Source organism: Mesorhizobium sp. B2-8-3, from assembly GCF_006440815.1.
Classification (GTDB): Bacteria; Pseudomonadota; Alphaproteobacteria; order Rhizobiales; family Rhizobiaceae; genus Mesorhizobium.
The window spans coordinates 249,416-269,413 of record NZ_VFTW01000007.1 but is presented as its reverse complement, the minus strand read 5'-3'; the positions used below and the strand labels follow the sequence as shown (position 1 = coordinate 269,413).

The following is a 19,998-nucleotide window of genomic DNA, read 5'->3' as shown; positions in this document are numbered from 1 at the left end:
GGCGCGCGGGGATCAGGCACCGCGCCAAAGTAGCTCTCAAGGCAGGAAATGGCAGTCGCTCCTTCATTGGACTGCCTTCCCAAAGAATCTCTTCTCAGCCTAAACTCAACCCCAAAAAACGCCATATGCGATTCCCCTGCCCCTCGGGGAGAGGTCGGATTGCCCGAATTGCCCTTCGCAATTCGGGGCAATCCGGGTGAGGGGGAGCGACGTCGAGGCTAAGCTGCCGTCCCGCCCCTGTTCCACCCACGCCCGCGGTCGCCGAACATCACATAGCCGGCGTCGGTGACGGCGACCGTATCCTCCAGCTTGATGAAGCCGCGCGACGGATGGAGCATGGTGGTCTCGACCGACAGCACCATGTTCCTTTCCAGTGGCTTCGCCGCATAGGTGCCTTCATAAGCGACCGGATGGTTGGTCATCAGGAACGGCGCCTCATGCGTGATCAGTCCCATGCCGTGGGCGAAGAAATCCGTGTAGGCCGCGACCTTGGAGGCCTTCAGCACGCTCTCCGCATGCGCGATCATGTCGCCGCCCAGTATACCTGCCTTGACCTTGGAAAAGGCAGCCTGCTGCACCGCTTCGACTTCGGCCAGAAGATCCTCCAGCTCGGCATCCGGCTCGCCGAGCACGCCCATGCGGCACAGGTCGCCGATATAGCCGTGATAGTTGCCGCCGGAATCGATCGACATCACCTCGCTTTTCTTCCAAGCCTGGCTCGAGGCGGCGCGGTTGTGGCTGGAGCCCAGCGTCAGCAGGCAATATTCGAAATGCGCGCCACGATTGGTCTCCTCGCGCCTGAGCCGCTCGATGATGTCGGTCTTGCTCGTGCCTTCCCGCGCCCAGGCAATCGTCGCCAGCATGGAATCGGTGATCAGCTCGGAGGCGATGCGCAGTTGCTCCAGCTCCGCCTCGGTCTTGATGGCGCGCATCCGTTCCAGCATGTCGGTCGCATCGATCAGCTTGGCATCCGGCAACGCCTTGCGGATCAGCATATAGGCATCGGAGGGCAGGAAACCCGGTTCGATGCCGATGCGGGCCGCCGACTTGCCGATCTGGCGCAGATGCTCCACCGCCAGATTGGCGGCATCGAGCGTGCCCCAGCAGGCCGCGTGTAAGGTCGGCGTCCAGAACGGATGGTTCTGGTGCTCGCCGCCTTCCATCTTGTTGCCGATATAGGCCGCATGTTCCGGCCCGCCCTTCTCGTAAAGGACGATCGGCAAATAGCGGCTGTGGCCGATCGCATCCATGGCCGCGAAGAAGATGAACTTGTAGCCGCCGAGCAGATATTGGGTGTTGTGCTTGGAGGTGGTGAAGAGCACGTCGATGCCGGCGTCGTCCATCAGCCGGTCCACCCGCGCCTGGTCGAACGGAACGCTGCTGACCTCGGTTTTGCCCGGAGCGATGTTCATCTGCCTCTCCCTGTTTTTCATCGGCCGCAGGAAGCGCCGAACGTCATGATTTATGGCTGTCGGCCAAATCTGCATCATTTTGACCACTCTGGTCCAGCCAGAATTGATCACTTTCGCGCTAAAGGCGGTTTCTGCCCGAATCCTGATCCTGCTCTCTATAATATGGTCCTACCAGATAGGGCATGAGAGCCTCTTTCGGCTGGCTGGTCCAGCGGACGGAAATTTCAAAGCCAAGCCATGATGCGCCAAATCCGTCTCTGGCGAAACCTTTGCCAAGGGCCATAATCACCGGATTGCCGCGCCTGCCACGGCGCGAAGAGGGGAGTTTGAGCGATGTCCGAATTGACGATTTCACGCCGCGGCCTGCTGGCCGGCTCGGCGCTGCTTCTGGCCTCGACCGCATTGCCGACGATCGGCTTCGCGCAGACGCCAAAGAAGGGCGGCCGGCTGATCCTCGCCGCCGATTCCGAGCCGCGCAACCTCAACCCCGCGATCGTCGCCTCCAACGGTGTCTTCTTCATCTCGAGCAAGATCGTCGAGACGCTGGCCGAAGCCTCCTTCGACGGCAAGGATGGGCTCGAACCGCGTCTGGCGCTTTCCTGGGAAGGTGCGGCCGACGGCCTGTCGGTGACCTTCAAGTTGCGCGATGGCGTCAAATGGCATGACGGCAAGCCGTTCACCTCCGCCGACGTCGCCTTCTCGGCGCTGCAGATCTGGAAGCCGCTGCAAAATCTCGGCCGTACAGTGTTCAAGGACCTGGAGGCCGTGGACACGCCGGACGAGCTGACGGCGGTCTTCAAATTCGCCAAGCCGACGCCGTTCCAACTGATCCGCAACGCACTGCCGGCGCTGTCGAGCGTCGTGCCGAAGCACCTTTATGAAGTGGGCAAGATCGAGGACAATCCGGCCAACAACGCGCCGGTCGGCACCGGCCCGTTCAAGTTCGCCGAATACAAGGCCGGGCAATATTACCGTCTGGCCAGGAACGACGCCTATTGGGGCAAGGACGAACCCTATCTCGACGAGATCGTCTACCAGGTGCTCCCCGATCGCACCTCGGCCGCCGCTGCGCTCGAGGCAGAAGAGATCCAGCTTGCCGCCTTCTCTGCCGTGCCGCTCGCCGACCTCGACCGCATTTCCAAGGTGCCGGGTCTCAAGGTCATCACCAAGGGCTATGAGGGGCTGACCTACCAGCTCGTCATCGAGATCAACCACCGCCGCAAGGAACTGGCAGACCTGAAAGTGCGGCAGGCGATCGCGCATGCCATCGACAAGGATTTCGTCGTCAAGACGATCTTCCTCGGCTACGCCGCGACCGCCACCGGCCCGGTGCCGAAAAACGATCCGCAATTCTACATCGCCGACGTGCAGACCTATGCTTTCGACGTCGCCAAGGCCAATGCGCTGCTGGACGAGGCCGGCTACAGGCGCGCCGACGACGGCAAGCGCTTTGCGCTGAAGCTGCTGCCGGCGCCCTACTTCAACGAGACGAAGCAGTTCGGCGACTATCTGCGCCAGGCGCTCGCGGCAATCGGCATCGACGCCGAGATCGTCAACAACGACTCGGCGGCCCATATCAAGGCGGTCTACACCGACCATGCCTTCGACCTCGCCGTCGGCCCGCCGGTGTTCCGCGGCGACCCGGCGATTTCCACCACCATCCTGGTGCAGAGCGGCATTCCGGACGGCGTGCCCTTCTCCAACCAGGGCGGCTACAAGAATGCCGACCTCGACGCGCTGATCGCCAAGGCTTCGGAGACGCTCGATACGTCAGCCCGCACCGAGCTCTACAAGGAGTTCCAGAAGAAGGTGGCGGCCGATTTGCCGCTGATCAACGTCGCCGAATGGAGCTTCATCTCCGTCGCGCGCGATACGGTCGGCAACATCGCCAACAACCCGCGCTGGGCGGTTTCGAACTGGGCGGACACTTATTTGGAATCGTGACACATTCGCGCGGATGAGAATTCGCGAGAGAATGGGAACTTGGGCAAAGACCGAGTTCCCGCCAACCCCCCTCTGTCCTGCCGGACATCTCCCCCGCAAGGGGGGAGATCAGCAGCTTGTCCGTCCCGCCAGTTCTGCAAAGTTGGAGATTGGCGAAGCCGTCGATGACAGCCAATCTCCCCCCTTGCGGGGGAGATGTCCGGCAGGACAGAGGGGGGTGCCTGGGCTCGGCATTTCTTATAGCGAGCCTTTCTCCAAACCCTCGAGGCGCGCATGACGCGCGCCCTCACGCTTTTCCGCCGCCGTCTCGTCGGCAGCGTCTTCGTGCTGCTGATCGTCGTCATCGGCAGCTTCCTGCTGCTCGAAGCCGCCCCCGGCGACGCGGTCGACGCCTATATCGTCTCGACCGGTGGCGATGCCGGTATGATCGAATTGCTGCGCCACCGCTGGGGCCTGGACCAGTCGGAACTGACGCGGCTAGCCAACTACCTCTGGGCGCTGCTGCATCTCGACCTTGGCCAGTCCGTCACCTTCTCGCGGCCGATCCGCGATGTCATCCTCGAACGCCTGCCGACCACGCTGGTCCTGATGGGCAGCGCCACCGCGCTTTCCTTCGGCCTGGGCTCGGCGCTTGGCATCTATGCCGGCGCCCGGCCCGGCAGCTTTCGCGACCGCTTCCTGTCGATCGGCTCGCTGGCGCTCTATGCCGTGCCCGGCTTCTGGCTCGGCCTTGTGCTCATCGTCGTCTTCGCCGTCGACCTGCGCTGGCTGCCGATCGGCGGCATCGAGACCATCGCCTCCGGCAAGACCGGGTTGGCGCGGGCCGCCGACATCGCCACCCATCTCGTGCTGCCGGTCTCGGCCCTCGGTTTCATCTATCTTGCGCTTTATCTGCGCATGATGCGCGCCGGCATGGCCGAGGCCTGGCGGCAGGATTTCGTGCTTGCCGCTCGTGCGCGAGGCTTGCCGCGCCACCGCATCGTGCTTGCCCACGTCGCCCGCAACGCGCTGCTGCCGCTCATCACCATGCTCGGCCTGCAATCGGCACAGATGCTCGGCGGCAGCGTCGTCATCGAAAGCGTCTTTGCCGTGCCGGGCCTCGGCCGCCTGGCGCAGGAAGCCGTCGCCGGGCGCGACACGCCGCTGCTGCTCGGCATCATCCTGGTCAGCGCCGTCCTCGTCATCGTCATCAATCTCCTGGTCGACCTCGCCTACGCTTTCCTCGATCCGCGCGTCGGCGCCGGCGAGGCCAGCGCATGAACCGCCTGCGTCGTTTCTTGCGCACGCCGGAAGCATTCGCCGGCGCAATCATCCTGGCCCTGCTCATCGTGATGGCGTTGGCGGCGCCGCTGCTGTTTCCCGGCGACCCGCAGGCGATCGCCGGGCCGGCACTGCTGCCGCCGTTCCAGGACTGGTCGCTGCCGCTCGGCACCGACCGGCTCGGTCGCGACGTGCTGGCCGAGCTGTTCCATGGCGCCCGCACCTCGCTGGCGGTCGGCCTGGCGGCGGCCGCCGCGGCGCTCCTGATCGGCGCGGTGATCGGCACTTTGGCCGGCTTTGCCGGAGGGCTCGTCGACGAAATGCTGATGCGCGTCACCGACGCCTTCCAGACAGTGCCGAGCTTCCTGCTGGCGCTCGCCTTCGTCAGCATTGTCGGCCCCTCGCTCGGCGTCGTCGTCGCGGCGATCGCGCTCGGCGCCTGGACCGGACCGGCGCGGGTGGCACGCGCGGAAGTCCTGTCGATCCGCGAGCGCGACTATGTCGCCGGCGCCCGCGTCATCGGCATGCATCCGCTCGAAATCGCCTTTCGCGAGGTGCTGCCCAATGCCCTGCCGCCGGTGCTGGCGCTGTCCTCGGTGATCGTCGCGGCGGCGATCCTCACCGAAGCGGCGCTCTCCTTCCTCGGCCTCGGCGACCCCAACCGCGTCACCTGGGGCGGCATGATCGCCGAGGGACGTACGGTGCTGAGAACCGCGCCCTTCCTGTCGGTCGTTCCCGGTATCGCGCTGGTGCTGACCGTGCTCGGCGTCTATCTCGCCGGCGAAGGCGTGGTGGAAAGCACCGCCGTGCGCAGGAGCCTGTCGTGACGGCGCTGCTTTCCATCCGCGATCTGACGATATGCTACGGCCCCGATGGTGTGCCGGCGCTGAAGGGCGTGAGTCTGGATGTAGAAGCCGGCGAGCGCCTGGCGATCATCGGCGAAAGCGGGTCCGGCAAGAGCACGCTCGCGCTGGCGATTGCGGGATTGCTGCCGAGGTCGGCCAAGATCGAAGGTTCGATTGAGTGGCAGAAACCTCGATCGTCCCGTTCCTTCGCGCCCCCCTCTGTCCTGCCGGACATCTCCCCCACAAGGGGGGAGATCAGCAGTTCCGTCGCCGGCTCTCCTTTTGCAACGCCGGCCATTGGCGAAAGCAGACGCGACAGTTCAATCTCCCCCCTTGTGGGGGAGATGTCCGGCAGGACAGAGGGGGGCGCGACAGAACGCGACCTATCCACGATTGGCGAAAACCAGGCACCCCGCCTCGGCCGCGACATCGGTTTTATCTTCCAGGACCCTTCCTCCAGCCTCGACCCGGTCATGACAGTCGGCAGACAAATCGCCGAAGTCGCCCACACCCACCTTAACCTGAACCGGTCGCAGGCCCTCGCAAGGGCCAAAACCCTCCTCGAACGCGTCCGCCTGCCCGACCCTGGCGCCACCCTCCACGCCTACCCGCACCAGCTCTCCGGCGGCCAGAAGCAGCGCGTGGCGATTGCCGCCGCCATCGCTGCCGGACCAAAGCTCTTGATCGCCGACGAAGCCACCAGCGCGCTCGATACCATCGTCCAGGCCGAGATTGTCGCCCTGATCCGCAGGCTGGTGGCCGAGGACGGCGTGACGCTGCTTTTCATCAGCCACGACATCGCGCTCGCCGCCTCGCTTGCCGATCGTATCGCGGTACTGCGCCACGGCGAACCGATCGAGCTCGGCGAGACAGACCAGATCATCAACGCGCCGCGCCATGCCTATACGCGGTCCCTGCTCGATGCCCATCTTGGCCTCGACGCCAAGCCTTTGCTTGGCCGGCAAGGCGCCTCGGCATGACCGTGCTTGCCGTCTCCAGTCTCGCCAAGCGCTACCATCGTGGCGGCAGGCCTTTCGCGGCGGTCGACGACGTGTCCTTCGAGATCGAGGCGGCCGAAACGCTGGCGCTGGCAGGTCCCTCCGGCAGCGGCAAATCCACCATCGCGCGGCTGGTGCTGCGTCTGATCGAGCCCGATGCCGGCCGCATCGACTTCGAAGGCCCGGATTTCCTCGCGCTGTCGGGCGCCGCGCTGCGCGCGCGCCGCGCCCGCCTGCAAATGGTGTTCCAGGATCCGCTCGCCGCCTTCAATCCGCGCGCCATGGTGGCGCGCGTGCTGGACGATCCCCTGCGCGTTCACACCGTCGCCTCGCGCGCGGAACGCCCGCGCCGGATCGCGGCGCTGCTCGAGCGCGTCGGCCTCGATTCAGGCCTTGCCCGACGCGCCATCCACGAGATTTCCGGCGGCCAGCGCCAGCGCGTGGCGATCGCCCGCGCCATCGCCACGCGACCGTCGCTGATCGTCCTCGATGAGGCGGTGTCGGCGCTCGACGTATCGGTGCGCGGGCAGATCCTGGAATTGCTGCTCGACCTGCAACGGCAGGAACGGATCGCCTATCTGTTCATTTCCCATGACCTCGGCGTCATCCGTGCCGTGGCGCACCGCGTCATCATCCTCGATGCCGGCAGGGTCGCCGAGAGCGGCGATGCCCGCGCCGTCATCGCCAACCCGCAATCGGCGATCGGCAAGGCGCTGGTGGCGGCGACGCCGAAGCTTGTAAGAACCAATCAGGACTCACCATGACCGATCCCGAATCCGCCAGAGCCGAAAAGTTGTCGGGCGAGCTCGACTCCGCCTTCCGCAACCGCGCCGACCTCTACCGCCTCTTCCTCGAAGAGTTGACCGCCGAGCTCGGCGCCGAGAAGGCCGAGGCGGTGATGATCCGCAGCATCGAGAAGCGCGGCCGGGAGGTCGCGGCGGCGGCCTTCGCCGGCTTCGGCCCCAATGACGCGCCGGCGATCGGCGAAGCGTTTCTCGCCGTCAGCCCGGATGGCGGGCGCATGTATCCCACCGATGTCGAGCGAGGGCAGGACCACATTGCCTTCAAGGTGAAGCGCTGCCCGCTGAAGGATGCCTGGGTCGAGGCCGGCGTCGGCGAGGAGAAACTCGCCACGCTCTGCCGCATCGCCGGCGCCTTCGACCGCGGCCTGTTCGAAGCGACCGGCGTGCGCTTCGCCAATGTCACCTGGACACCGGGCCACGGCTCCGGCTGCTGCCACATCGCGCTGACCAATCGAGACGCTTAGCCACGAAATTAAAGCATGTCTCCCGAAAGGGGGAACCGGTTTCGGGACAAAGACATGCGTAAAATCAAAGCCCTAAAGCGCACGGAGCGGATCTGAAAGATCGCGACGCGCTTTAGCTCTCGGCAAAGACGTGCAGCTCGCCGCCTGCCTCGTCGATCGCGGCGCGCAGTGCCGCTGCCGGCTCGCTGTCGGTGACGACGTCGGAAATCTCGCTCAGCGCGCAGACGCGTTCGAGTCCGCTGCGGCCGAACTTGTCGTTGGTGACGACCAGCATCGTCGACAGCGATCGTCCCATCATCGCGCGCTTCACCGCCGCGGCGCCCGAAATCATGTCGCTCGGGCCTTCGGCATTCAGCGCCGAGGCGCCGATGATGGCGACGTCGGCATTGTAGCGCCGCACGAATTCGACCGTATCCTCGCCGAGCACGGCGGCCTCGCGGCTGTCATAGGTGCCCGGGCAAAGGATGACGCGGAAACTGGGGTTGGCGCCGGCCACCGAGGCGGCGCCGACGGAGTTGGTGATGATCGTCAGATCCCGGCCGAGCTGCGACAGGCTGCGCGCGACCTCGTAGGTGGTCGATCCGCCATCGATCATCACGATGCGGCCTCGCTCGATCAGTCCGGCGGCGCCGCGTCCGACGCGAGCCCGCTCCTCGACCATGGTAAGGCCGCGTTCGGCGATCACCGGTTCCGACGTCACCAGCGAAATGGTGGCGCCGCCATAGGTGCGGTTGATGAGCCCCGCCTCGCCGAGCTCGATCAGGTCGCGGCGGATGGTTTCGCCGGCGACGCCGATCCGGCGCGCAAGCTTCGAGATGCGGATCGAGGCCGAGCGCCGCACCTCCGACAGGATCAGCTCATGGCGCTCCTTCTTCGTCAGCCGGCCCGGCTCGATATTCATCGCTCTTCCCTCTCAAGGCCCCCGGCGCGGAGACATTAGCCATGCCGGGGACAGGAAAGCCAGCGTCAGTGTCTGAGCCGATCGCGCATGGCGTACCACAGCATGCCGAGCACATAGAGCGGACCGCGCAGCGCCGTGCCGCCCGGGAACGGCAGCGGCGTCAGCGTCGAGAACAGGTCGAGCCGCGAGGCATCGCCCGTGATCGCTTCCGCCAGAAGCTTGCCCGACAGCGTCGACAGGATGACGCCCTTGCCGGAATAGCCATGCGCGAAATAGACCTCGCCATAATGCCCGACATGCGGCCGGCGCGACGTCGTCACCGACACCAGACCGCCCCAGGCATGATCGATGCGGCAGCCCTGGAGCTGCGGAAAGGTCTTTTCCATATGCGGCCGCACGAAGCCGGCGATGTCGGCCGGCGGCGACGGCGTGTAGCGCTCGCCACCGCCGAACAGCAGGCGGCCATCGGCCGACATCCGGTAATAGTTGACGACGAAGCGCGTGTCGGACACCGCCACATTGGCCGGGATGACATTGCGTGCGCCCTCCAGTGGTTCGGTGGCGACGATGTAATTGCCGACCGGCATGATGCGGCTGTTGACGCGCGGCTCCAATCCCTTGAGCAGCGCATCGCCGGCCAGCACCACATGCCTGGCGCGGACCGAACCCTTGTCGGTGAACACCCGGATCGATGGCTCCCGCTCCAGCCGGACGGCAACCGAGTTCTCATGGATGACGACGCCGGCGGCGGACGCGGCGCGGGCAAGCCCCAGCGTGTAGTTCAGCGGATGCATATGGCAGCCGAGCCTTTCGTAGACCGCGCCCTGATAAGGCGTATCCACCATTTGACGCGCCTGCGAAGCCGACAGGATCTCGACATCGGTGAAGTTCATCACATTGGCGAGGCATTCGGCCTCTTGCTCGAAGTCGCGCATATCCGAAGCGCTGACGGCGCCGACCAGATGGCCGGTCTGGCGCAGATCGCAGTCGATGCCGTGACGTTTGATGATGTCGAGCACCAGCCCGCGCGCCTCGAAGGCGAGGTCGAACAGCGCCTTTGCCCGTTCCGGCCCAAAGCTCTTGACCAGGCCCCTGGCGCCCTTGCGCAGGCCCGGGATCATCTGGCCGCCATTGCGGCCCGAGGCGCCCCAGCCGATCTTGCCGCCTTCGAGCAGCACCACTTTGAGACCACGCTCGGCCGCATGCAGCGCCGCCGAAAGGCCGGTGCAGCCGCCGCCGACCACTACCAGATCGGCCTCGACATCGCCGGCAAGTGCGGGATGGTCGGGCGCCGGATGGGCGGTGGCGACATAATAGGACTTGCCGATATCGAGACCGGAATTGAAACCTGTCGAACGCGAAGCCATGGTCACACCTTGAGCAACAGATGGTCGCGTTCCCAGGACGTCACGACGCTCTGGAACAGGTCGAGCTCGACGCTCTTCACGCGCAGATAGGTCTGGAAGAAATCCTCGCCGAGCAGCGCCCGCACGGGCTCGCAGGCCGCGAAGCGGTCGAGCGCCTCCTCCATCGTCTTTGGCAGTGTGCTCTTGCTTTTATAGGCATTGCCGAAGGCCTCTTCCGAGCGCGCAAGCTTCTCCTCGATACCGAGATAGCCGGCGATCAGCGAGCCGGCCATGGCAAGGTAGGGATTGGCGTCCGCCCCCGGCAGCCGGTTTTCGATGCGGCGCGCGGCGCGCCCGCCCATCGGCACGCGCAGGCCGCAGGAGCGGTTGTCGTGCGACCATTCGATATTGGCGGGAGCGCTGTGGTTCGGCCGGATGCGCCGGTAGGAGTTCACGTTGGGCGCGAACAGCGGCATGATTTCGGGGATGTATTTCTGCAGGCCGCCGATGAACTGCGCGAACATCCCGGTGTCCTCGCCGTCTTCGCTGGCGAACAAGGGCTCGCCCGCTTCATCGACGATCGACATGTGCAGATGCATCGAGCTGCCGGCCTGCGCGGCGATCGGCTTGGCCATGAAGGTGGCGTGCATGCCATTCGCCTGCGCCGCCTGGCGCGCCAGGCGCTTGAACAACAGCACCTTGTCGGCAAGCGCCAGCGGATCGCCATGCAGGAGATTGATCTCGAGCTGCGCCGTGCCGGATTCGTGGATCAGCGTGTCGAGCGGCAGACCTGTGACGGCGGCATGTTCGTAGATCCGTCGCGTCACTGCTTCGAACTCCTCCATCGCCTGCATGTCGTAAGGGTGCTGCACGCTTTCCGGCCGACCGTTGCGCCCGGTCGGCGCGGTGATCGGGCGATCCGGATCAGGGTTCGGCGCCGTGAGATAGAATTCGAGCTCCGGCGCCATCACCGCGCGCCAGCCACGCCGGCGGTAAAGGTCGAGCACGGACCTCAGCACATGGCGCGGCGAGGCCATCCACGGCCGGTCGTCGATATGGAAGGTGTCGGCAAAGACATAGGCCTTTCCAGCGCTGCCGGGCGCGACGCACAGCGTGGAAGTGTCCGGCACCATGCGCATGTCGGGGTCCGAATAGGCAAAGCCCTCGTCGATGGAGCCGGAATAGCGGCCGTCGATGGCGACCAGGAAGGCGCTGCTCGGCAGGTAGAGCGCGCGATCCTCGAGCGATTTGAGGAATTTCGCGACCGGCAGTGTCTTGCCGCGCAGCACGCCGTTGACGTCGGGCACGAAGCATTCGACTTCGTTGATCGCGTGCGTCTTCAGCCAGCCTTGCGTGTCCGCGCCGGGGAATGAGGTGTTCAGATTGTCAGGCATTGGTCATGTCCGTACGAAGGAGAGATCGCTTCGGCGGGCATGTCCGTTCCGGGTGGGGCGTTTTCTAAGCTGCGTTATCCGAGAACGGACGCCCGCCTGATGACCGGCCGAAAGGCCGGGTCCAGCGCGCCCTGCACGCCTTCGGTCCAGCCGTCGCGAACGACATGCGAGCCGACCTTGGTCTCCTCCGCGCGCTGCAGGTTCTCGTGACGGCAGCAGCGCATGATCAGCGACACCCCGTACGCGCAAACGAGATACCGCAGGCAAAAATCGGATGCCTTTCGCGGTATTGATGTTTTGCTTGCATGACGGGTCTCACTAAAGGTGGAATTATGGTTTGACCGATCATCGCCGCCGGCGCAAGTCCGCTTTGCTGGACCAGATCAGCCGATGCTCTCGCCGCCATCGACGACCAGCGCCTGCCCGGTCATGAAAGACGAGCGGTCGGAGACGAGGAACAGGATCGCTTCGGCGATCTCCTCCGCGTTCGCCCAGCGCCCCATCGGGATCTTGGTGCGGACATAGTTTTCGATCGCGTCGCGGCCGCCCATCTGGGCGATGAACGGCTCATTGAACGGCGTGTCGACCCAGCCCGGGCAGAGCGCGTTGATGCGCACATTGTGCCTGGCGTAGTCGAGCGACATCTGCCGGGTCATCGCCACCACGGCGTGCTTTGAGGTGGCATAGGCGATCATCTCGCGGTCGTAGAAGACTCCGGAATTGGACGCCGTGTTGAGGATGACGCCGCCACCTTGGGCAATCATCGCCGGCATGACGGTCTTCGCCGCCAGGAATTGCGCCCGCACATTGATGCGCCATGAGGCGTCCATGCCGTCGGTGCCGACTTCCGTCAGCGTGCCGCCGACCTGGATGCCGGCATGGCTGTGCAGGATATCGATCCGGCCGTGCTTGCCGAGCGTTCCCTGGATGAGCTCTTCGACGGCCGTGTCGTTGCCGACATCGGTGGCGACAGCCTCGGCGCGGCCGCCGGCGTCGCGGATGCCGGAGGCGGTGGCTTCGCCCGCCGCCGGATCGCGGTCCGCGATCACCACGAGCGCCCCTTCCCTGGCCATGATCGTCGCCCCGGCGCGCCCGATGCCCGACCCCGCGCCCGTCACCACGGCGATACGGTCTTTCAGGATCATGGATTGCTCTTTCAAGGCGATGGCTTTCGACGGCCGAGCTGCCATTGCGCAAGCAGCACGAGCAGGACGGATGCGCAGAGCACGATCGTCGCGATGGCATTGATCTCCGGCGTCACGCCGCGCCGGATCGAGGCGAAGACATAGATCGGCAGCGTGGTCTGCGCGCCGGCGACGAAGAAGGCGATGATGAAGTCGTCGAAGGAGAAGGTGAAGGCGAGCAGGAAGCCGGCGATCACCGCCGGCATGATCTGCGGGAGCACGATCGATCGGAACGTCGTCAGCGGCGTGGCATAGAGATCGCTCGAGGCCTCGACCAGATTGCGGTCGAGGCTGCTGAGCCGCGTGCCGACGATCATCGTCACCAGCGCCATCGAGAACAATCCGTGCGCGGCGATGATCGAGCCGTAGCCGAGCGAGAGCCGCGGCGGCTGGTCGGTCGGCCACAGCGAAGCGAGGAACGGATTGAGGACGGCGAAGAGCTGCACCAGCGCCACCAGCGTCGAGATGCCGATGACGACGCCCGGAACGACGATCGCGGCGCCCAGCAGCGCGTCGAACAGCGCCCGCGTCCGCGCGCCGACGCGCTGCAGCCCGAGCGCCGCGGCCGTGCCGCAGAAGGCCGCGAGCAGCGCGCTCGTCGTGGCGATGAACAGGCTGTTCTTCAGCGCTTCGACCAGGAAGGGATTGGACAGCGCCTTGCCGTACCATTGCACCGAGAAGCCGGTGAACTCGCTGGCATGATGCCCGGCATTGAAGGAGAACAGCACGACCAGCGCGATCGGCAGATAGAGGAAGGCAAAGACGGCAAAGACGAAGGCGCGCATCAGATCAGGTCCACCCGGCGTGCGCCCGAGAGCCGGGTCGAGATGCGATTGGCGACGATCAGCACCACGACCGAGACCAGCACCAGCGTGATGGCGATAGCCGATCCGAACGGCCAGTTGCGCGATTGCAGGAAGAGATCGACCAGCGCGTTGCCGATGAAGAACACCTTGCCGCCGCCGAGCAGCGTCGGGATCAGGTACTCACCGAGCAGCAGGATCATCACCAGCGAGAAGCCGGTCATGACGCCGGGCAGAGACAGCCTCAGCGTCACACCGAGGAAGGTCGACAGCGGCGTCGCACCCAGATCGGCGGAAGCCTCCAGCAGCCAGCGGTCGAGCCGCTCCAGGCTGACATAGATCGGCAGGATCATCAGCGGCAGGTAACCGTAGACAATGCCGAGCAGAACCGCGCCCGGCGTGTTGATCAGCCGCAGGTCTTCGATGCCGACATAGGCGAGCAGGGCCGGGATGCCGCGCCCGCCGAGGATGTACATCCAGGCATAGGTGCGCATCAGAAGGCTGGTCCAGAACGGGATGACGATCAGCGCGAGCAGGATCAATCGCCAGCGATCCGGTGCCCGCAGCGCCAGATAATAGGCGACGGGATAGGCGACGAGCAGGCAGGCGAGCGCTCCGACGGGGGCCAGCATCATCGTGTTCCAGAACGCGGTCGCCCGCGCCGGCAGGTTGGCGTATTGAGCGAAAGTCAGCGCTGCCTGGTAGCCGCCTTCGGGCGCTCGCTCGCCGACGCTGAAGATAGCGATGGCAACGAAGGGCAGCACCAGGAAGACGACCAGCCACAGCGCCGCCGGAGCAAGCAGCAGCGCCGTGATGAGGTTTTTGCGAAAGAGACTGCCGCGCATCGATAAAGCCGGTTGGGAGCCGGCGGACATCCGTCCGCCGGTCGCATTGTCTGGTTCGGGTTTGTGGCCGTTCCCGCTCAAGCCGACTTGAAGCGCGCCATCAGCTCGGCGCGGCCCGGATCGGTGAGCGTCGCGGCGGCGCCGAACTCCAGTGGCTTCAACAGGTCGGCGGCCGGATAGAGGATCGGATTGTCCAGCACTTCCTTCGGCAGCAGCGCGTTGACGCGCGCGTCGGTCGAGGGCGCGCCATTGGCCAGATGCTCCTTCACCGCGACCTTCGGGTTCATCAGGTAGTTGAGCAGCGCGTAGCCAGCCGGCTTGTTCGGCGCATCCTTCGGAATCGCGTAGAAATCGGTCCAGATCTCGCCGCCTTCCTTGCCGAGCACATAGGCGATTTCGGGGATGTCGCGATGGAGCTGCGCCCCGTCATTGGTCCAGCACATCGTCATCCAGGCATCGCCGGCGCGCATTCCCGGCTGATAGTCGCTCGACACCGCGAACAGATGCGGCTTGACCTTGAGCAGCAGTTCCTCCGCCTTGGCGAGCTCGTCCTGCTTCAGCGAATTGAAGGAATAGCCGTAATATTTCAGCGCATTGCCGATCGTGGTCAGCTGATAGTCGTGCACCATCGTGCGGCCGTCGCCTTCGGCCATCGCCGTGTCCCAGAATTCCTTCCAGCTCGACATCGGCTTGGTGAGCTTCTTGGTGTTCACGGCAAAACCGGTCGTGCCCCAGTTCTTCGGCACAGCGTAGGTCGTCCCGTCGATCGTGCCCTCGGCGGTGAAGCGTGCATCTTCCGACTTGCCATCGAAATTGCCGAGCTTGGCCATGTCGAGGGCTTCGATGATGCCGAGCTTCTTGTAGGTCGAGATGGTGTAGTTGGTCGGCACGAACAGGCTCCAGCCCGAGCCGCCGGCCTGCAGCTTGGCCAGCATCTCCTCATTGGAGCCGAAGACGTTGACCTCGACGGCGACGCCCGTATCGGCCTTGAAATTCTCGAAGGTCTGCGGGTCGTGGTAGTTCGGCCAGGTGGCGATCGACATGCGGTCGCCGAGGTTCTCAGCGGCAAAAGCTGGCGTCGGCATGATGCCGAGCTCGCGCGCCATCACCGCGGTCGCGACGCCGAGGCCGGTGAGGCCGAGGAAATCGCGCCGGCTGATCGAGCCGCGCTTCAGGCGCATCAACTGGTCGACGAATTTATCGGGGCTTATCGGCAGTCCGTCACGATAGGATTTCGGCATGTTGGTCTTCCCTCTGGTTGGTCCCGTTATTGTTGGCGTGCGGAAACGCCAGCGGCGCTCCGGCGGCAAAGCCGATGGCGACGGGTTCGCCCGGCTTGAAGAGATTGCCCTGGCCGATCACGTGATCGGCCTTGGCGAGCAGCGATCCGATGCCCGGGACCTCGATCGCGTATTCCGCGGTCGAACCCAGGAAGATGCGGTTGCGGACGATGCCTTTCAGGCTGCCCTTTCCAGGGGTCGAGAGGCTGAGCGATTCCGGCCGGAGGCTGACGGAGACGGCCTCGCCGCGGCTGAGCGGCAACCGCTTGCGCGCCGAAATCACAGTGCCGTCGGCGAGCGTGACATCGACGAAATCGCCCGAGAGCCCGGCCACCTTGCCGCTGACGAGATTGGTCTTGCCGACGAAATCGGCCACGAACAGATCCGCCGGCTCATCATAGATTTCGCTTGGCTGTCCGATCTGGACGACGCGGCCGCCATTCATGACGCAGACGAAGTCGCTCATCGACAGCGCTTCCTCCTGGTCGTGGGTGACCAGCACGAAAGTGATGCCGATCTCGCGCTGCAGATTCTGCAGCTCGATCTGCATGTCGGTGCGCAGCTTCTTGTCGAGCGCCGCCAGCGGCTCGTCGAGCAGCAGCACCGCCGGCTTGTTGACCAGGGCGCGGGCGAGCGCCACGCGCTGCTGCTGGCCGCCGGAAAGCTCGTGGATCTTGCGGCGTCCGTAGCCGGCGAGCTGCACCATGGCCAGCGCCTCGCCGGCCCTCGAGGAGATATCGCGCGACGACAGCCTGGGTCTCGCCTGGCGCAGCCCGTAGGAGATGTTCTCCTCGACATCGAGATGCGGGAACAGCGCATATTGCTGGAACACCATGTTGACCGGCCGCCGGTAGGGCGGTGTGCCGGCCATGTCGCGGCCGCGGATCAGCACCTGGCCTTCGCTCGGCTGCTCGAAGCCGCCGATCATGCGAAGGCAGGTCGTCTTGCCGCAGCCTGAGGGGCCGAGCAGCGCGACGAAGGCGGAAGGTGGGATGGCAAGGTCGATGCCGCTGACCGCGGTGACCGCGCCATAGCGCTTGGTGACCGCGCGAAATTCGATATCGGGCACTGCAGTCAAGCCACGGGCTCCAGCGACAGCGTGAGGCAATGCCCTGACGCTAGCAGAGGCAATGCCGCCTAGTATATACCTCGCAGGTGGTATATTTAGCCGATTTTATCGTTTGGAGGGGTATGAGTTGGCCGCTTCCCGCAGTGACGACTACAACGCCTTGGCCACCGTCATCGCCGCGTCGCGCGAGACCGGCGGCGACCATTTCGGCAAGGCTATCGTCGGCTGGCTGCGCGGGCACGTCCGTTTCGACCACTGCGTGATCTTCGGCTATCGCGGCGCCGCGAGGCCGCCGCTCCTGTTCGAGACCTTCTCGCCGGCCGAAAGCCACATCTTCGTCGCGCTCTATCAGGAAGGACCCTATCTGCTCGACCCCTTCCATCACGCCGCCGTCGAGCGCAAGGAAGGCTTTTGGCGCATGCGCGAGCTTGCGCCCGACCGCTTCTATGCCAGCGAATATTACCGGTCCTATTACAGCCAGACCCGCCTTGCCGAGGAAGTCGGCTTCTTCGTGCCGCTGGCCGGCAAGGACGCGCTGGTGCTGTCGCTGATGCGGCTGCGCGCCACCGGGCCGTTCGGAACGGCGGATGCCAGGCTGCTGCGCGACATGGCGCCGGCGGTGATCGGCTTCTGCAGGCAGCACTGGCCGTCCCTGCCTGCCGAAGAGGTCTCGACCCAGCCCTCCGGCGAGACCATCGCAACGGCCAACGAACTCGATCGCGCGCATATCTGGAAGAGCCTGTCGCTGACCTCACGTGAAAAACAGGTCGTCGATCTGGTGCTTCAGGGCCATTCCACGGAATCGATCGCCAGGGCGCTCAGGATCGTGCCGGGGACCGTCAAGGTCCACCGCCGCAACATCTACCGCAAGCTCAAGATCAAGTCGCAGGCGGGTCTCTTCGCGCGCTTCGTCGAGATCATCGACGCGCGGATCGGATAGCAACGCCGGCCGCCCTTGCGGCGGTTCGCGTTGAGCGTCTATCGTGCGGCCGAAACGACCGGCCAGCTATCCCGGCGGCGGATTAGGTGACGAAACAGATTTCGGGACGGATGAAGCAGCGTATCGCCAATGGCCGACAAATCGCAATTCGGACTGACCGCTGTCGATACCGTTCCCCTGCATGAGAAAGTCTATCTGGAGCTCGTGCGCGCCTTGATGTCGGGGCAACTCCAGCCAGGCCAAAAGCTGACCTCGCGCAAGCTCGCCAAGGAGCTCGGCACCAGCGACATGCCGGTGCGCAGCGCCTTCATGCGGCTGCAGGCGCTGAGAGCCCTGAGCCCGATGCCGAACGGCAGCGTCGAGGTGCCGCTGATTTCGGCCGACCGCTTCCAGCAACTGACCGCCGTGCGCACGATCCTGGAAGGCACGGCCACCGAGCTCGCGACGAAACTCGTCAACGGCAACAATCTGCGCGCGATCCGGCGCCACTGCGCCGAGCTTACCGAAGCCGCCCGCGGCGGCGGGATCGATAACTATCTGCGCAAGAACTATGACTTCAAATTCTCGATCTACCGCCATTGCGGCAACGAGCAGATGCTCTTCCTGATCGAGACGGTATGGATGCAGGTCGGCCCCTTCCTGCGAAACCTGCACATCGGCTTCGAGGATGACCTGGCCGGCATTCTCGGCATCGACTATCACGAGGAGGTCGTGGCGGCTATCGAGGCCGGCGACGGCGAAAGGGCGCGCGCCGCGATCGTGCGCGATATCGCCGAGGGCGCGGCCCACATCCTCGGCCAGGTGAAATTTCCGGAACTGCGCCACTGACGGCCAGGCCGGCCTCGAATCCGGCTTGGCTTTCGTCGATCGGGTCGCTATGTTGCGATCGCAGATCGCACAATTTGGACCCGAAATGCCGCCCGATATCCCAGCTAGTGACTTGAAAAAATGAAGGAAACCCACCCGGCGTCAGCCGTGTTGGCCTTCACGAACTCACAAGCTGAAAATTGGATATCGTAGCCGACAGGGCTACAGCACCTAGAAAAGGGGCTGGAAATTGAGCGATGCGATTGCGGACGTTTTGAAGTGGCTGGACGGCAGGAAGGACATCCAGAGCCTGCGGGCGGCGGTGTGCGACCTGAACGGCATCATGCGCGGCAAGCGCATTCCGGTCGAGCAGGCGCGCAAAGCGCTCGAAGGCAAGCTGCGCATGCCCTATTCGGCCATCGGGCTCGACATTTGGGGCGAGGACATCGAAGGCAACGCCCAGGTGTTCTCGACCGGCGACGCCGACGGGCTTTGCCATTGGACGGGGCGCGGCATACTGCCCGTCAACTGGACGGCGCACCCGACGGCGCTGTTGCCGGTCTGGCTGGCGGACGACAGCGGCGCCCCCTACCTCGGCGATCCGCGCCGCGCGCTGGCACGCATCCTCGACCGCTACGCCGCGCTCCGCCTGACGCCCGTTACCGCGACCGAACTCGAATTCTACCTTGTCGATCCGACGTCGCAGCGGCCTGTCGGACCGGTTTCGCCGGTAACCGGGCGGCGTCTCGATTCCGACGCGGCGCTTTCGATCGACGAGGTCGACGATTTCGAAGCCTTCATCCACGATATCTACGAAGCCTGCCGCATGCAGGACATTCCGGTCGACACCGCGATCGCCGAGAACGGCGTCGGCCAGTTCGAGATCAATCTCAACCACGTGCCCGACGCCCTGCGCGCCGCGGACGACGCCGTGCTCTTCAAGCGCACCGTCAAGGGCATTGCTCGCAAACATGGCTTCGCCGCCTGCTTCATGGCCAAGCCCTATGGCGAACGCGCCGGAAATGGCTTCCATGTCCATTTCAGCGTCCTCGACAAGGACGGCCGCAACATCTTCGATGACGGCTCGGACCAGGGCTCCGACACCATGCGCCACGCGGTTGGCGGCCTGCTTGCCGCGATGGCTCAAAGCACGCTGGTGTTCGCGCCGCATTTCAATTCCTACCGCCGGCTGCGGCCGCGTTCCTATGCGCCGACCGCCGTCGCCTGGGGTTATGAAAACCGCATGGTGGCGATACGCATTCCGGGCGGCCCGTCGGCGGCGCGGCGCATCGAGCATCGCGTCTCCGGCGCCGACGCCAATCCCTATCTGGTGCTGGCGGCGATCCTCGGCGCGGCGTTGATCGGCATCAAGCGCCAGCTCTCGCCCGGCGAGCCGACCGGCGGCGAGGGCCAGGGGCTGACACTCGCCAAGCTGCCGCCCGATTGGGCCTCGGCGATCGCCGCCTTCGAGACCGGTCCGCGTGTTGCGGAGATATTCCCGGACGTGCTGCGCGACGCCTTTATCGCCTGCAAGCGCCAGGAGCTGAACACTTTCGCGCTCAATGTCAGCGACTTCGAGATCGAGACCTATCTCGAAAGTGTTTGAGGTGCGTGGGTCACCGCCGCAATCCTGAACTACCGGGCCAGGCGCCTGGCCGCGCGGATTATCTGATGGCGTCCCGCTTGCATTGGCAGCGAACGCC

The 19,998-nt window shown here is 65.1% G+C and carries 19 protein-coding genes; 9 read left to right on the top strand and 10 right to left on the bottom strand.

From position 1 onward, the window contains the following. Positions 1-218: 218 nt before the first annotated feature. On the bottom strand, positions 219-1,412 hold the full coding sequence (locus FJ418_RS14415; RefSeq protein ID WP_140866454.1) for a Xaa-Pro peptidase family protein: 1,194 nt from the start codon (positions 1,410-1,412) through the stop codon (positions 219-221). A gap of 333 nt (positions 1,413-1,745) precedes the next feature. On the opposite strand from FJ418_RS14415, the gene FJ418_RS14410 reads away from it, so the two are divergent. The 6 genes from FJ418_RS14410 to FJ418_RS14380 all read left to right on the top strand — a co-directional run bounded on the left by FJ418_RS14410 (position 1,746) and on the right by FJ418_RS14380 (position 7,726). Further along, positions 1,746-3,356, top strand: coding sequence for an ABC transporter substrate-binding protein (locus FJ418_RS14410; protein ID WP_140866451.1), 1,611 nt, complete (start codon positions 1,746-1,748; stop codon positions 3,354-3,356). Between the two features lie 273 nt (positions 3,357-3,629). Further along, the gene (locus FJ418_RS14400; protein WP_140866448.1) at positions 3,630-4,616 is read left to right on the top strand and encodes an ABC transporter permease; all 987 of its coding nucleotides are present in this window, start codon (positions 3,630-3,632) and stop codon (positions 4,614-4,616) included. Beyond that, positions 4,613-5,443 carry an ABC transporter permease gene (locus FJ418_RS14395; protein ID WP_140866445.1) on the top strand — a complete coding sequence of 277 codons (831 nt, stop codon included), beginning with the start codon at positions 4,613-4,615 and terminating at the stop codon, positions 5,441-5,443. Before FJ418_RS14400 ends, FJ418_RS14395 begins: the two co-directional genes overlap by 4 nt. Beyond that, complete coding sequence (locus FJ418_RS14390; RefSeq protein ID WP_181166938.1) at positions 5,440-6,441, top strand: ABC transporter ATP-binding protein; 1,002 nt, start codon at positions 5,440-5,442, stop codon at positions 6,439-6,441. Before FJ418_RS14395 ends, FJ418_RS14390 begins: the two co-directional genes overlap by 4 nt. Further along, positions 6,438-7,223: an ATP-binding cassette domain-containing protein gene (locus FJ418_RS14385; RefSeq protein ID WP_140866442.1), complete on the top strand. Its 786-nt coding sequence runs from the start codon at positions 6,438-6,440 to the stop codon at positions 7,221-7,223. Before FJ418_RS14390 ends, FJ418_RS14385 begins: the two co-directional genes overlap by 4 nt. After that, positions 7,220-7,726, top strand: a complete 507-nt coding sequence (locus FJ418_RS14380) for an L-2-amino-thiazoline-4-carboxylic acid hydrolase (RefSeq protein ID WP_140785726.1) — start codon at positions 7,220-7,222, stop codon at positions 7,724-7,726. The genes FJ418_RS14385 and FJ418_RS14380 overlap by 4 nt, the downstream gene beginning before the upstream one ends. A gap of 112 nt (positions 7,727-7,838) precedes the next feature. On the opposite strand, the gene FJ418_RS14375 is transcribed toward FJ418_RS14380, so the two are convergent. The 9 genes from FJ418_RS14375 to FJ418_RS14340 all read right to left on the bottom strand — a co-directional run bounded on the left by FJ418_RS14375 (position 7,839) and on the right by FJ418_RS14340 (position 16,557). After that, a complete protein-coding gene (locus FJ418_RS14375; RefSeq protein ID WP_246683044.1) occupies positions 7,839-8,627 on the bottom strand; it encodes a DeoR/GlpR family DNA-binding transcription regulator in 789 nt (262 codons plus the stop codon). A gap of 65 nt (positions 8,628-8,692) precedes the next feature. Next, a complete protein-coding gene (locus tag FJ418_RS14370) occupies positions 8,693-9,994 on the bottom strand; it encodes an FAD-binding oxidoreductase (RefSeq protein WP_140866439.1) in 1,302 nt (433 codons plus the stop codon). Positions 9,995-9,996: 2 nt separating this feature from the next. Next, positions 9,997-11,367 (bottom strand): glutamine synthetase family protein, encoded by a 1,371-nt coding sequence (locus FJ418_RS14365; protein WP_140866436.1) that lies wholly within the window; start codon positions 11,365-11,367, stop codon positions 9,997-9,999. Positions 11,368-11,441: 74 nt separating this feature from the next. Continuing rightward, positions 11,442-11,603, bottom strand: a complete 162-nt coding sequence (locus FJ418_RS31920; RefSeq protein ID WP_181166937.1) for a hypothetical protein — start codon at positions 11,601-11,603, stop codon at positions 11,442-11,444. A gap of 147 nt (positions 11,604-11,750) precedes the next feature. Then, complete coding sequence (locus FJ418_RS14360) at positions 11,751-12,512, bottom strand: glucose 1-dehydrogenase (protein WP_140785723.1); 762 nt, start codon at positions 12,510-12,512, stop codon at positions 11,751-11,753. 11 nt (positions 12,513-12,523) lie between these two features. Continuing rightward, positions 12,524-13,336, bottom strand: a complete 813-nt coding sequence (locus FJ418_RS14355) for an ABC transporter permease (RefSeq protein WP_140654373.1) — start codon at positions 13,334-13,336, stop codon at positions 12,524-12,526. Next, entirely contained in the window at positions 13,336-14,199 is an 864-nt protein-coding gene (locus tag FJ418_RS14350) for an ABC transporter permease (protein WP_140866433.1), read from the bottom strand. The genes FJ418_RS14355 and FJ418_RS14350 overlap by 1 nt, the downstream gene beginning before the upstream one ends. Before the next feature lie 77 nt (positions 14,200-14,276). After that, positions 14,277-15,440, bottom strand: a complete 1,164-nt coding sequence (locus FJ418_RS14345; protein WP_140785721.1) for a spermidine/putrescine ABC transporter substrate-binding protein — start codon at positions 15,438-15,440, stop codon at positions 14,277-14,279. Beyond that, on the bottom strand, positions 15,421-16,557 hold the full coding sequence (locus FJ418_RS14340; protein ID WP_140866430.1) for an ABC transporter ATP-binding protein: 1,137 nt from the start codon (positions 16,555-16,557) through the stop codon (positions 15,421-15,423). Before FJ418_RS14340 ends, FJ418_RS14345 begins: the two co-directional genes overlap by 20 nt. A gap of 118 nt (positions 16,558-16,675) precedes the next feature. Between FJ418_RS14340 and FJ418_RS14335 the strand changes: the two genes are divergently transcribed. From FJ418_RS14335 to FJ418_RS14325, 3 genes are all read left to right on the top strand, one after another. Next, entirely contained in the window at positions 16,676-17,488 is an 813-nt protein-coding gene (locus tag FJ418_RS14335; RefSeq protein ID WP_226892117.1) for a LuxR C-terminal-related transcriptional regulator, read from the top strand. A gap of 129 nt (positions 17,489-17,617) precedes the next feature. Continuing rightward, the gene (locus FJ418_RS14330) at positions 17,618-18,316 is read left to right on the top strand and encodes a GntR family transcriptional regulator (RefSeq protein WP_140866428.1); all 699 of its coding nucleotides are present in this window, start codon (positions 17,618-17,620) and stop codon (positions 18,314-18,316) included. Positions 18,317-18,545: 229 nt separating this feature from the next. Beyond that, positions 18,546-19,901: a glutamine synthetase family protein gene (locus tag FJ418_RS14325; RefSeq protein ID WP_140866425.1), complete on the top strand. Its 1,356-nt coding sequence runs from the start codon at positions 18,546-18,548 to the stop codon at positions 19,899-19,901. Positions 19,902-19,998: the final 97 nt, after the last annotated feature.